Consider the following 13065-nt stretch of genomic DNA (forward strand, 5'->3'; position numbering starts at 1 on the left):
GGCTGCCGGGGCCCGAGAAGAAACTTTATCACTCTCTCGAAGTCCTCCCTTTGAGTCGCGTCAGGTTTGGGTAACGGCAGCCTATGGATTATTTCACCCAGCAGCTTATCAACGGCCTCGTGCTCGGCTCCATCTATGGCCTGATCGCGATCGGCTACACGATGGTCTACGGCATCGTCGGCATGATCAATTTCGCCCATGGCGACGTCTTCATGATCGGCGGCTTCATCGCGTTGATCACCTTCCTGATCCTGATCTCGCTCGGCTTGACCGCGATCCCGGTGATCCTGCTTGTGGTACTGCTGGTCTCGATGGCGATCACGGCACTCTATGGCTGGACCATCGAGCGCATCGCCTACCGGCCGCTACGCCATTCGTTCCGCCTCGCGCCGATGCTGTCGGCGATCGGCATGTCCTTCGTGCTGACCAACTACTCGCAGATCGCGCAAGGCGCGCGCGTCAAGCCGATCCCGCCTTTCATCACCGGCGGCTACACGTTGCATGAGAGCGCGGACGGCTTCGTGATCCAGCTCTCCAACATCCAGATCATGGTGGTCCTCACCACCATCGTGCTGCTGGCGATCTTCACCTGGCTGGTCTCGCGCACGCGGCTCGGGCGCGACATGCGCGCCTGCGAGCAGGACCAGACCATGGCGGCGCTGCTCGGCGTCGACGTCGACCGCACCATCTCCATGACCTTCGTGATCGGCGCTGCGCTCGCCGCGGTCGCAGGCCTGATGTACCTGCTCTATTACGGCCTGGTCGATTTCTTCATGGGCTTCGTCGCCGGCATCAAGGCCTTCACCGCCGCCGTGCTCGGCGGCATCGGCTCGCTGCCCGGCGCCATGCTTGGTGGCCTCGCGATCGGCCTGATCGAGACGTTCTGGTCGGCCTATTTCTCGGTCGAGTACAAGGACGTCGCCGCGTTCTCGATCCTGATCGTCGTGCTGATCTTCATGCCGACCGGCCTGCTCGGCCGTCCCGAAGTCGAAAAAGTCTGACGGACCGCCCCGCGTGACAGCCACCCCGCACGAGACCACCAAAGCAAGTCGCACCGCCGGCATCCCCTTCCTTCTGAAGACCGCCTTCATCAACGCAGCGATCGCGCTGGTGCTGTTCTCGCTGATGGTCGGCATCCGCACCGAGGCGGGCTCCGACGGCCAGCTCACCTATTGGACGCGTTTCGGCGACCTCGCCTCGCTCGTCGGCGCCGTGTTCGGCGGCTCGATCGTGATCGAGCTGCTGAGGCAATGGATCGGTCCGACCGGCGCCGAGAAGCTGGTGCCGCCCAGCGTACAAAGCGGGATGTCGTTCATCGGCCGCTACCTTGCGCCGGCGCTCCTGATCTTCACGCTGCTGGTGCCCGTGATCTTCTATAACCAGCGCTACATCCTCGACCTCGCGATCCTCGTGCTCACCTATGTGATGCTCGGCTGGGGCCTCAACGTCGTGGTCGGGCTCGCGGGCCTGCTCGATCTCGGCTACGTCGCCTTCTACGCGGTCGGCGCCTATTCCTACGGGCTGCTCGCCACCAGTTTCGGCTGGTCGTTCTGGACCTGCCTGCCGCTCGCCGGCATCCTTGCCGCGTTCTGGGGCGTGCTGCTCGGCTTTCCCGTGCTGCGCCTGCGCGGCGACTACCTCGCGATCGTGACGCTGGCCTTCGGCGAGATCATCCGCCTCGTCATCATCAACTGGCAGGAACTGACCGGTGGTCCGAACGGCGTCTCCGGCATTCCCCGGCCCTCCTTCTTCGGCATTCCGCTCGACAACAGCGACGACGGGCTGGCTGCAAAGCTCGGCATCGAGTACTCGCCGACCCATCGCATCGTCTTCCTGTTCTATTTGATCCTGGCGATGGCGCTGCTGACCAACTGGGTCACGATCCGCCTGCGCCGCCTTCCGATCGGCCGCGCCTGGGAAGCGCTGCGCGAGGACGAGGTCGCCTGCCGCGCGCTCGGCATCAACACCACGACCACCAAGCTTACGGCATTCGCAACGGGCGCCATGTTCGGCGGCTTTGCCGGCGCGTTCTTCGCCACGCGCCAGGGCTTCATCAGCCCGGAATCCTTCACCTTCCAGGAATCGGCCCTGGTGCTCGCCATCGTCGTGCTCGGCGGCATGGGTTCGCAGCTCGGCGTCGCGCTTGCGGCACTCACCATGATCGGCGGCTTCGAGCTGTTCCGCAGCCTCGAGACCTACCGCATGCTGGTGTTCGGCATGGCGATGGTGCTGATCATGATCTGGCGGCCGCGTGGCATCATCGGCCATCGTGCGCCGACCGTGTTTCTGACCAAGGCGCAAGCCATCTCCTCCGACCTCGTCAAGGAGGGACACGGATGAGCAGCGAGCCAATTCTCAGCGTCGACCGGCTCACCATGCGTTTCGGCGGCATCGTCGCCGTGCAGGAGCTGTCGTTCGCGGCCGAACGCAAGAAGATCACCGCGCTGATCGGGCCCAACGGCGCCGGCAAGACCACCGTCTTCAACTGCATCACCGGCTTCTACAAGCCGAGCGGCGGCGCCATTCGCCTCACGCACGACGACGGCCGGCAAATCGCGTTGGAACGGCTCAACGATTTCCGCATCGCCAAGCAGGCCAAGGTCGCCCGCACCTTCCAGAACATCCGGCTGTTTCCCGGCATGACGGCGCTGGAGAACCTGATGGTGGCGCAGCACAATGCCTTGATGCGCGCCTCCGGCTTTACGTTTCTCGGCCTGATCGGTGTCCCGACCTATCGCGACGCCGAGAAGCAGGCGATCGCGCTCGCCACCGACTGGCTCAAGCGGATCAATCTGCTCGACCGCGCCGATGACGCCGCCGGCAATCTCGCTTATGGCGACCAGCGCCGACTCGAGATCGCGCGCGCGATGTGCACCGAGCCCGCGCTGCTCTGCCTGGACGAGCCTGCCGCCGGCCTCAATGCGCGCGAGAGCGCCGCGCTCAGCGAGCTTTTGCTGTCGATCCGTGACGAGCTCGGCACCTCGATCCTCCTGATCGAGCACGACATGTCCGTGGTCATGGAGATTTCCGACCACATCGTGGTGATGGACCATGGCGTGAAGATCGCGCAGGGCACGCCGCGAGAGGTCCGCGACGATCCCAAGGTGATCGCCGCCTATCTCGGCACCGACGAGGAAGAGGCTGCGGCCGTGATGGAGAGCGGGACGTGACGTCGGCTTCCACTCCCCTGCTCGCGATTCGGGGCTTGCGCGCCGCCTACGGCAAGATCGAGGCGCTGAAGGGCGTCGACGTCGAGATCAGTGCCGGCGAGATCGTGGCGCTGATCGGCGCCAACGGTGCCGGCAAATCGACGCTGATGATGACGATCTTCGGCAAGCCGCGCGCCCGCGCCGGCCAGATCCTGTACGAAGGCCGCGACATCACCGACGTCCCCACCCACGAGATCGCGCATTTGCGCATCGCGCAGTCGCCGGAGGGGCGCCGCATCTTCCCGCGCATGAGCGTGGCGGAAAACCTCCAGATGGGCGCGGACGCGACCGAATGCACCGATGCGGAGCGAGCGGCGACGCTGGAGCGCGTGTTCACGCTGTTTCCACGGCTGAAGGAGCGCTACGTCCAGCGCGGCGGCACGCTGTCCGGCGGCGAGCAGCAGATGCTGGCGATCGGGCGCGCCCTGATGAGCCGCCCGCGCCTGCTCCTGCTCGACGAACCCTCGCTCGGGCTCGCCCCGCTGATCGCCCGCCAGATTTTTGACGCGATTCGGACCCTGAACCGGCAGGACGGCCTGACCGTCCTGATCGTCGAGCAGAACGCCAACCACGCGCTCAAGCTCGCCCATCGCGGCTACGTCATGGTCAATGGCCTGATCACGCTTGCCGGAACCGGCGCCGAGTTGCTGCAGCGCCCTGAGATTCGCGCCGCCTATCTGGAAGGCGGCCGGCACGGCTGAGCCGCCCAGGTCCGGGGGGCGTCCGCCTCGAACGCGACGGAATGCGCCGAAATATCTGCGCTTATGCCCGTATTTTGCCGGTGACTTCTCCCAGGATTCAATCAAGAATGGTGCCGGTTTGAACCGGGCCAACCCGGCAACTTCCACAGGCGATCACCCGCGAGGTATCTCATGAAATCACTAAAGCTCATCGGTCTGGCATTCGGTGCGTCGATCGCGCTGTCGAGCGCGGCATTCGCGCAGGATGTCACCATCGCAGTCGCAGGCCCGATGACAGGCACGGAGTCCGCATTCGGCCGGCAGATGAAGAACGGCGCCGAGATGGCCGTGGCTGATATCAACGCCGCCGGTGGCGTCAACGGCAAGAAGCTCGCGCTCAACGTCGAGGACGATGCCTGCGATCCCAAGCAGGCCCGCTCGGTTGCGGAAAAGATCGCCGGCGCCAAGATCCCCTTCGTCGCCGGGCACTACTGCTCGTCATCGTCGATCCCGGCGTCCGAAGCCTATGCCGACGGCAACGTGCTCGAGATCACGCCGGCCTCGACCAACCCGCTCTTCACCGAGCGCAAGCTCTGGAACGTGGCGCGCGTCTGCGGCCGTGACGATCAGCAGGGCCTGATCGCGGCGCAGTACATCGCCAAGAACTTCAAGGGCAAGAACATCGCGATCCTCAACGACAAGACCACCTACGGCAAGGGTCTTGCGGACGAGACCAAGAAGGCGCTCAACAAGGCCGGCATCACCGAGAAGATGTACGAGTCCTACAACAAGGGCGACAAGGACTTTAACGCGATCGTCTCGCGCCTGAAGCGCGACAACATCGATCTCGTTTATGTCGGCGGCTACCATCAGGAAAGCGGCTTGATCCTGCGCCAGATGCGCGACCAGGGCCTCAAGACGATCTTGATGGCCGGCGACGCGCTTGCCGACAAGGAATACGCCTCCATCACCGGCCCCGCCGGCGAAGGCACGCTGTTCACCTTCGGTCCCGACCCGCGCAACAAGCCGACCGCGAAGAAGATCGTCGACGCGTTCAAGGCCAAGAACATCGATCCCGAAGGCTACACGCTCTACACCTACGCGGCGATGCAGGTCTGGTCGCAGGCTGCCAAGAAGGCCGGCACCACCGACGCCAAGAAGGTCATGGAAGCGATGAAGGCCGGCAAGTGGGACACCGTGATCGGCCCGATCGAGTATGACGCCAAGGGCGACATCAAGCAGCTCGACTACGTCGTCTACAAGTGGGACGCGAAGGGCGGCTACGCCGAGATCAAGGGCAACGGCACCTGAGACAGGACGCCTGACCCTTTAACCAGACCGACGTCAACGCCCCGGTTCGCCGGGGCGTTTTCTTTTTCAGTCCGATCAGACGGCTGCGGACAGCTCGTCGCCCGCGGCATCTTGCGCCTTCCGGAGCGCCTGCAGCAGGTCGTTCGGCCGAAACGGCTTTTGCAGGCAGACCACGCCGTCCAGGCCGGGTGCCTCGCCCATGAAGTCCAGCGTCGTCATGCCTGATATCGCTACGATCGGAAATCCGGGAACCCGCTCGCGAATGGCGGCCATGATCTCGATACCGCTGGTGTCGGTCAGGAAAATATCGACAATCGCTGCATCGAAAACGTCCTCGCCGAAGGCTTTCAGGCCGGCCGCGCCGCTCTCCGCTTCAACGACGTCGAAGCGGTTGACCCGAAGCACGATCGAGACCATGGCGCGGACGTCCTTCTGGTCGTCGACAACAAGGACACGAGGCATGGGAACAACTCCCGGATTCATATCATTAATTGGTTCAATTCAACGGCGACGTGCGCCAAGGCAGTATGGGTCTGGTCCAGTAAAGCCAACCTTACCGATTGCCTATTCCGATTCCCTGTTCGAGTTAAGTAAGCTGTAACCCTCGGTTGAGTCGTGGGCGCTTCCCGTTCGGACACGCGCCCGGAGCCGGCTACCATGAAGACCAAGGCAGCCGGCCAACGAAGTCATGTGGACTACCCATGCCGACCCAGCGAGAGGTCAACGTGCACGCAAAGAACGACCGAAGCACATTCCTGTCGACCTTGCCGGCCGCGCAGAGCGATCGCACTGCAGCATTGGCGATCGTCGGCATCTCCGCGATCCTGTTCGCGCTGACTGTCCCGTTCGCCGGCAGGCCGCTGGCCCAGGTGCCGGCCTTCGTGGCCAGCTACCAGTCGGCGCTCGCCGTGAGCGATATCATCACCGCGGTTCTGCTGCTGTCGCAATTCGCCGTGCTGCGCAGCCGCGCGCTGCTGCTGCTGTCGACCGGCTATCTGTTCACCGCGGCAGCGGCGGTGACCCACGCCCTCACCTTCCCGGGGCTGTTCGCACCGACCGGGCTGTTGGGCGCGAGCACGCAGACCACGGTCTGGCTCTACATGATCTGGCACGGCGGGTTTCCGCTGTTCGTGCTGGCCTATGGCTGGCTCAAGGACGGCAACGGCGACAGCAGGATCGACGGACCGACCGCGCGTCCCATCATGCTCGTCATCCTCGGCGTGATCGTCTCGATGGTCGCCATCGCCTGGATTGTCACGGCGCAGCACGATCTGCTGCCGGTCCTGCTCAGGGACGGCCGCTACACCACCACCATGATCGGCGTGGTGTCGTTCGTCTGGTCCTTGAGTTTCGCGGCGCTGGTGACGCTGTGGTTCCGCAAGCCGCATACGGTGATCGACGTCTGGCTCATGGTCACGATGTGCGCCTGGCTGTTCGACATCGCGCTGTCGGCGATCGTCAACGTGGCCCGCTACGATCTCGGCTTCTACGTCGGCCGCCTCTACGGCCTCCTTGCCGCGAGCTTCGTGCTCGCCGTGCTCCTGATCGAGAACGTCCGCCTCCAGGCGCACACCGTCGGCCTCGTCGGGCGGCTGCGCGAGCAATCGGCGTCAGATCGCGACTTCTACACAAAACGTCTCGCGCTGTATGGCGCCGTCGTCGAGTCCTCCAACGATGCGATCATCACCGAATCGCTCGACGGCATCATCACCGGCTGGAACAAGGCCGCCGAGCATCTGTTCGGCTATTCCGCGAGCGAGGCGGTCGGCCAGTCGATCTATCTCGTGGTGCCGGAGGACCGGAGGGCCGAAGCCAGGGGCATGCTCAACCGCGTCAGCAGCAACGAGTCGATCGCCCAGCACGAGACGGTCCGCACCCGCAAGGACGGCCGTCAACTCGACGTCGTCCTGAACGTCTCGCCGCTGCGATCGGACAACGGGCAAATCATCGGCGCATCCAAGATCGCCCATGACATCACCGAGGAAAAGCAATCGCGCGAGAAGCTGCGCCGCGAGACCGAGGAGCGCCAGCGCATCTTCGAGACCTCGCGCGACCTGATCCTCGTCACCGACGGTTTTGGCAATTTCATCCAGGTCAGCCCGAGCGTGAAGGACATTCTCGGCCTGAGCCCGGAAGACATGATCGGGCATAGCGCGACCGACTTCATCCATCCCGACGATCTCGAGAATACGCGCAGCGAGATGCGCGCGGCGCGCCGCGGCCAGACCAAGCGCAGCTTCGAGGCGCGCTACTACCATTTCGACGGCCACGAGGTCTCGCTGAACTGGATGGGGACCTGGTCCGAGCCGGTGAAGCGCCATTTCTTCATCGGTCGCGACCTGACCGAGAAGCAGGCTGCGGAAGCCCAGTTCCGGCAGGCGCAGAAGATGGATTCGATCGGTCAGCTGACCGGCGGCGTCGCCCACGATTTCAACAACGTGCTCACCGTCATCACCGGCACGATCGGGATCCTGGCGGATGCGGTTGCCGACCGGCCAGAGCTCGCCGCCATCACCAAGCTGATCGACGATGCCGCCGAGCGCGGTGCGCAACTGACCAAGCACCTGCTCGCCTTCGCCCGCAAGCAGCCGCTTCAGCCGCGCGAGATCGACGTCAATGCGCTGACGCTGGAGGCGGCCAAGCTGCTGCACCCGACACTCGGCGAGCAGATCTCGATCATGCCGCAGCTCACCGAGGATGCCTGGCCCGCCCTGGTCGATCCGGGCCAGCTCTCCACCGCGATCCTCAATCTCGCGCTGAACGCCCGCGATGCGATGCCCGACGGCGGCACGCTGGTGCTGGAGACCCGCAACATCTTCCTCGACGACGGCTATGCCAGCATGAATCCCGACGTCGTCGCCGGCAATTACGTGATGATCGCGGTCAGCGACACCGGCTCGGGCATTCCGGCGGAGCTGATCGAACGGGTGTTCGACCCCTTCTTCACCACCAAGGAAGTCGGTAAGGGCACCGGCCTCGGCCTCAGCATGGTGTTCGGCTTCGTCAAGCAAACCGGCGGCCACATCAAGATCTACAGCGAGGAGGGCCACGGCACGAGCGTGAAGATCTACCTGCCGCGCTCCACCGGCGTGCAGGAGACCGAATACGAGGCGCTCCAGAACGTACCCATCGCCGGCGGCGACGAGAGAATCCTCGTCGTCGAGGACGACGCACTGGTTCGGCAGTATGTCATGACCCAGGTCAAGAGCCTCGGCTACACCGCGCTCGAAGCGGCCAACGCGGCCGAAGCCCTCGTCATCATCGATGCCGACAAGAACATCGACCTGCTCTTCACCGACGTGATCATGCCCGGCAACATGAACGGCCGCCAGCTTGCCGACGAGGCGGCGCGGCGACGTCCCGAGCTGAAGACGCTGTTCACCTCAGGCTACACCGAAAACGCCATCGTCCATCACGGCCGGCTCGATTCCGGCGTGCTGCTGCTGGCAAAGCCCTATCGCAAGTCGGAGCTCGCCAAGATGCTCAGGACGGCGCTGGCGAGTTGAGCCTGCCGCCCGGCTGCGCTATCGCTGAGACGATGCAGCGGAGTGCCGTCCTTGAAAAACCTCCTCACCGATATCGCCGGCGTCCGCGTCGGCCATGCCCATGATGCAAAACTCGCCTCGGGCACGACGGCAATCGTGTTCGACCAGCCGGCGGTGGCGGCGATCGATGTCCGCGGCGGCGGCCCCGGCACGCGCGAAGACACGATGCTCGACCTTGCCAGCACACAGGATCGCGTCGATGCGATCGCGCTGTCCGGCGGTTCCGCCTTCGGGATCGAGGCGGGCGGCGGCGTGCAAGCCTGGCTCGCCGAACAAGGACGCGGCCTCAATATCCGTGGCGCGTTGATTCCCCTGGTGCCGGGCGCGATCCTGTTCGACCTGCTCAATGGCGGTGACAAGGCGTGGGGGCGCTTCGCGCCCTATCGCGACCTCGGCTACACCGCGGCCGTCTCTGCCGGGACGGAGTTCGCGCTCGGCAGCGTCGGCGCCGGCTTCGGTGCCACCACCGCGACGTTCAAGGGCGGGCTCGGCTCGGCATCCGCCGTCACCAGCAGCGGCGTTACGGTCGCGGCGCTGATCGCCGTTAATGCGGTCGGCAGCGCCACCGTCGGCGATGGACCGTGGTTCTGGGCGGCCCCGTTCGAGGTCAACAACGAGTTCGGCGGCCGCGGCCTGCCTGCTGCGTTCACGGATGACATGCTCAGGATGCGCATCAAGGGTGGCCCCGCCGCAACCGAGCGCGAGAACACCACGATCGGCGTCGTCGTCACCGATGCGGTGCTGACCAAGCCCCAGGCCAAACGGCTGGCGATGATCGCGCATACCGGCTTCGCGCGCGCGATCTACCCGGTCCATGCCCCGACCGATGGTGACGTGCTGTTCGCCGCCGCGACCTGTGCGAAGCCGATCGATCCGCTTATCGGCATGACCGAGCTCGGCATGGTCGCTGCCAACGTCGTCGCGCGTGCGATCGCCCGCGGCATCTACAGCGCAACCGCGCTGCCGTTCCCGGGCGCGCTGCCGGCGTGGAAGGATCGGTTCGGCTAGGACCTCAGAGCGCGCTTACACGCTCATCGACATCGAGGAAGAGGCCGAGGCAGCGGACGATCCCTGCCCCTGGCGCTGCATCATCTGCGCAAACCAGTCATAGGGCGAATTGCCTGCGCCCGAGCCATTCGAAGAGCTGGAAGCGCCCGGGACCGTCGTCGTCATCTTGAAGCCGTCGGCATAGGTGACGGTGGTGGTGGTCGAACCATCGGCGCCGGTCGTCGTGGTCGAGGTCGAGGTCGACCCGCCGCTCGACGAGGACGATGAGGAATCCGAGCCGCTGCCGGACGCATCGTCCGAGCTGCTCGCGGCCTGCGCGTGATGGTGGCCGCCGTGATGGCCGCTGCCCTTCAGCGCCTTCGACATCTCGTCGAGGCTGACGCTGCCGTCGGAATTGCCATCGAGCTTGGAGAACACGTCGTCGGCCTGCGCCAGATTGGTGCCGCCGGCGCCCAGTGCGTTCTCGAACTCGGACTTGCTGATCTGGCCGTCGCCATTGGCGTCGAGCTGCGAGAACAGATCCTTCAACGCATCGTCCCGGCTCGTCGACGTCGAGGACGTCGCGCTCGACGATGTGGAGCTGGTCGCGCTGGACGTAGCACTCGTGCTGTCCGACGACTGGCTTTGCGCGGCGATCAGCGCGCTCATCGTCTCCGGCGAGATCTGCGCGCAATTGCCGGAATTGACCGACGAGGTCGCACCACTGCTGGTGCTGTTGCTGCTGGTATCGATCGCGAACGGATCGGTCGCACCTTGCGACGACCCCGTCTTCTGGGTCGACGACGAGGACTTCGAGTTCGTCAGCGATTGAATCGCATCAAGCGCACTCGAGACGGCGCCAAGCGCAAACAACATTGCACAACTCCAACCCATGCGGCATGCCGCAGCCAATGTTCTGGCCGTCAGGTCAGCAAGCGACGTGCCAGCGCGAAAAGCTCAATGAAATCCGTGTCCACCTCGCTTTTCAGGACCGGGGAACATCGGCAATTCGTGCCGCCGACGGCAGAATTTTCCGCCCACAGGAAGCTCGCCCTCCCTGCATTGCCCGGCTGAGAGGCCCATGTTAGGCGAGGCCATTCGCCCCCATGCCGCCACGGGAAACAGCGCCATGACCCAAGCCTTCGCCCCCCGCCCCCTGGCAATCGCGCCCTCGATCCTGGCCTCGGATTTCTCCAGGCTCGGCGAGGAGGTGCGCGCGGTGGACGCCGCGGGCGCCGACTGGATCCATCTCGACGTGATGGACGGGCACTTCGTTCCCAATATTTCGTACGGCCCCGACGTCATCAAGGCGATACGCCCGCACACCAAGAAGGTGTTCGACGCGCATCTGATGATCTCGCCCTGCGATCCCTATCTCGAGGCCTTTGCCAAGGCCGGCTGCGACCACATCACCGTGCATGCCGAAGCGGGTCCGCATTTGCACCGCTCGCTCCAGGCGATCCGCGCGCTCGGCAAGAAAGCCGGCGTCTCGCTCAATCCGGGCACGCCGATCAGCGTGCTCGAATACGTGATCGACCTGGTCGACCTCGTGCTGGTGATGTCGGTCAATCCGGGCTTCGGCGGCCAGGCCTTCATCCGCTCCGCGATCGGCAAGGTCAGCGACATCCGCGCGATGATTGCCGGCCGGCCGATCGACATCGAGGTCGATGGCGGCGTCGGCCCCGACAATGCGGGCGCGCTGGCAGCGGCCGGCGCCAATGCCTTCGTCGCTGGCACCTCCGTGTTCAAAGGCGGCACGCAGGACGCCTACAGGACCAACATCGCGGCGATCCGCAACGCGGCGCTCGGGGCCCGCGGCGAAGCGATCTGAAGCACACGCCATCGCTCGATCAACCGGCAAGGGTCGCGACTCGTCGCGACTCCTGGCGCGCCGCAGCGCGCAATAGTTAAAATTACAACCTCTTTCCGTACTCCTCCGGACTTCCCTGATTCGCGCAAATCACTGCTAGAGCGGTTTCCACTTTATGTGAATCGGAAGGGTACAGGGGATTCCCTCGGTCGCGCAAATCAGATTCGATTGCTCTGGCTTTAACGACGGGGCGAGCGATGGCGAAGGGATATTCGAAAGACCTGAGAGTGCGTGCGGTGGCACTTGTCGAAGACGGCGAGAGCAGACGGGAAGCCGCGCGCGTGCTCGGTCTCAGCGCCTCGACCGCGATCCGCTGGATCGAGCGCTGGACGAGGACGGGCAGTGTGGCGGCATTGCCCGGCACGGGCCAGAGCCGCTCTCCGCTCGAGGCGCATCGCCAGTGGCTGCTCAATCTCATCGCCGCGGAGCCGGACTTGACACTCGAAGAGATTCGCGCGCGGCTCAAGTCCGAGAAGCGGCTGAAAGTCGGGACGACATCGGTCTGGCGCTTCTACGAACGCCACGACATCACGTTCAAAAAAAACTCTGCACGCCGCTGAACAGGATCGCTCCGATGTCGCTGCCGCGCGCGCCGAGCTGAAGGCCGAGCAATCCAAGCTTGAAGCGCCGCGCCTCGTGTTCATCGACGAGACGGCGGTCACGACGAAGATGGTACGGCATTACGGCCGCTCACCGCGTGGCGAGCGTCTCGTTGCGAGCGTGCCGCACGGCCACTGGAAGACGCTGACACTCGTTGCCGCGCTGCGCATCGATGGCTTGACGGCGCCGTATGTCTTCGACGGGGCGATGGACGGGCCGTCATTCCTCGCTTATGTCGAGCAGATCCTCGCGCCGACGCTGCGCAAAAGAGACATCGTCTTCATGGACAATCTGCGTACCCACAAGATCGACGGCGTTCGCCAGGCGATCGAAGCGGTCGGCGCCAAGGTGCGCTATTTGCCGGCCTACTCGCCCGATCTCAACCCGATCGAAATGGCATTCTCGAAGCTGAAGACCGCGCTGCGCAAGGGCGCGGCACGCACCGTCAAGGCGCTCATGAAACTGATCGGCAAGCTCATGAAGACATTTGCGCCCGACCAGTGCGACAACTACTTTCGACATGCAGGATACGGGGCCTGATCCACATCAAGCGGAAAATGCTCTAGTGATTCTTGCCTGTTTTCACGGGAGCACATCATGACGACGACCCTGGTTTGGACTGGCGTGGCGTTGTGGCTTGGTTTTTGTGCGTTTGTTGTGTTTGGCCCGTCGGCCGGACCAGTGCAGGTCCCGGTGCGCTCGGTTCGTAACATCCGTCGCGACCGGATCTGACACCGTGCAATTCGCACTCGTGAAGCGTCAGCCGAAACGCAGGTGCCGTCTCCCGCGGCGTCCGCATCCGGATCTCGATTTCTTCTTCGGCCGGCTCGAACGCCCCGAAGGCGATATGCGCGAGGATCCGG

General features: G+C 64.5%; 12 protein-coding genes. 10 read left to right on the forward strand and 2 right to left on the reverse strand.

Annotated features, from left to right (window positions below):
• Positions 1-83: 83 nt before the first annotated feature.
• The 5 genes from NLM32_RS30535 (at position 84) to NLM32_RS30555 (ending at position 5200) form a co-directional block, all read left to right on the forward strand.
• Entirely contained in the window at positions 84-1001 is a 918-nt protein-coding gene (locus NLM32_RS30535) for a branched-chain amino acid ABC transporter permease LivH (RefSeq protein WP_254132458.1), read from the forward strand.
• A gap of 13 nt (positions 1002-1014) precedes the next feature.
• Positions 1015-2340: a high-affinity branched-chain amino acid ABC transporter permease LivM gene (livM, locus tag NLM32_RS30540; protein ID WP_309144864.1), complete on the forward strand. Its 1326-nt coding sequence runs from the start codon at positions 1015-1017 to the stop codon at positions 2338-2340.
• Positions 2337-3170, forward strand: coding sequence for an ABC transporter ATP-binding protein (locus NLM32_RS30545; RefSeq protein ID WP_254132459.1), 834 nt, complete (start codon positions 2337-2339; stop codon positions 3168-3170). The genes livM and NLM32_RS30545 overlap by 4 nt, the downstream gene beginning before the upstream one ends.
• Positions 3167-3910, forward strand: coding sequence for an ABC transporter ATP-binding protein (locus tag NLM32_RS30550; RefSeq protein WP_254132460.1), 744 nt, complete (start codon positions 3167-3169; stop codon positions 3908-3910). Before NLM32_RS30545 ends, NLM32_RS30550 begins: the two co-directional genes overlap by 4 nt.
• A 171-nt stretch (positions 3911-4081) precedes the next feature.
• A complete protein-coding gene (locus tag NLM32_RS30555) occupies positions 4082-5200 on the forward strand; it encodes a branched-chain amino acid ABC transporter substrate-binding protein (RefSeq protein ID WP_254132461.1) in 1119 nt (372 codons plus the stop codon).
• A 75-nt stretch (positions 5201-5275) separates the two neighbouring features.
• On the opposite strand, the gene NLM32_RS30560 is transcribed toward NLM32_RS30555, so the two are convergent.
• The gene (locus NLM32_RS30560) at positions 5276-5662 is read right to left on the reverse strand and encodes a response regulator (RefSeq protein WP_254132462.1); all 387 of its coding nucleotides are present in this window, start codon (positions 5660-5662) and stop codon (positions 5276-5278) included.
• A gap of 239 nt (positions 5663-5901) precedes the next feature.
• Here NLM32_RS30560 and NLM32_RS30565 point away from each other — a divergent pair, with 239 nt between their 5' ends.
• Positions 5902-8706, forward strand: coding sequence for a PAS domain S-box protein (locus NLM32_RS30565; protein WP_254132463.1), 2805 nt, complete (start codon positions 5902-5904; stop codon positions 8704-8706).
• Between the two features lie 51 nt (positions 8707-8757).
• Complete coding sequence (locus NLM32_RS30570; protein ID WP_254132464.1) at positions 8758-9753, forward strand: P1 family peptidase; 996 nt, start codon at positions 8758-8760, stop codon at positions 9751-9753.
• 15 nt (positions 9754-9768) lie between these two features.
• On the opposite strand, the gene NLM32_RS30575 is transcribed toward NLM32_RS30570, so the two are convergent.
• Entirely contained in the window at positions 9769-10608 is an 840-nt protein-coding gene (locus NLM32_RS30575; RefSeq protein WP_254132465.1) for an EF-hand domain-containing protein, read from the reverse strand.
• A gap of 253 nt (positions 10609-10861) precedes the next feature.
• Between NLM32_RS30575 and rpe the strand changes: the two genes are divergently transcribed.
• The 3 genes from rpe (at position 10862) to NLM32_RS45925 (ending at position 12934) form a co-directional block, all read left to right on the forward strand.
• Positions 10862-11563, forward strand: coding sequence for a ribulose-phosphate 3-epimerase (gene rpe / locus NLM32_RS30580; RefSeq protein ID WP_254132466.1), 702 nt, complete (start codon positions 10862-10864; stop codon positions 11561-11563).
• Between the two features lie 236 nt (positions 11564-11799).
• A protein-coding gene (locus tag NLM32_RS30585; protein WP_254128247.1) for an IS630 family transposase occupies positions 11800-12742 on the forward strand; the annotation gives its coding sequence in 2 pieces (ribosomal slippage) (positions 11800-12138 and positions 12140-12742; 942 coding nt in all).
• Positions 12743-12799: 57 nt separating this feature from the next.
• Positions 12800-12934: a hypothetical protein gene (locus tag NLM32_RS45925; protein ID WP_256561761.1), complete on the forward strand. Its 135-nt coding sequence runs from the start codon at positions 12800-12802 to the stop codon at positions 12932-12934.
• Positions 12935-13065 lie beyond the last annotated feature (131 nt).

The sequence above is a fragment of the Bradyrhizobium sp. CCGUVB14 genome, assembly GCF_024199935.1.
Classification (GTDB): domain Bacteria; phylum Pseudomonadota; class Alphaproteobacteria; order Rhizobiales; family Xanthobacteraceae; genus Bradyrhizobium.

Bases quoted from the DNA above. Each gene is read 5' to 3' on its own strand.
- NLM32_RS45925 (WP_256561761.1), top strand. From the start codon at position 12,800: ATGACGACGACCCTGGTTTGGACTGGCGTGGCGTTGTGGCTTGGTTTT.
- NLM32_RS30555 (WP_254132461.1), top strand. From the start codon at position 4,082: ATGAAATCACTAAAGCTCATCGGTCTGGCATTCGGTGCGTCGATCGCG.
- rpe (WP_254132466.1), top strand. From the start codon at position 10,862: ATGACCCAAGCCTTCGCCCCCCGCCCCCTGGCAATCGCGCCCTCGATC.
- NLM32_RS30565 (WP_254132463.1), top strand. From the start codon at position 5,902: ATGCCGACCCAGCGAGAGGTCAACGTGCACGCAAAGAACGACCGAAGC.
- NLM32_RS30535 (WP_254132458.1), top strand. From the start codon at position 84: ATGGATTATTTCACCCAGCAGCTTATCAACGGCCTCGTGCTCGGCTCC.
- NLM32_RS30545 (WP_254132459.1), top strand. From the start codon at position 2,337: ATGAGCAGCGAGCCAATTCTCAGCGTCGACCGGCTCACCATGCGTTTC.
- NLM32_RS30575 (WP_254132465.1), bottom strand. From the start codon at position 10,608: ATGTTGTTTGCGCTTGGCGCCGTCTCGAGTGCGCTTGATGCGATTCAA.
- NLM32_RS30560 (WP_254132462.1), bottom strand. From the start codon at position 5,662: ATGCCTCGTGTCCTTGTTGTCGACGACCAGAAGGACGTCCGCGCCATG.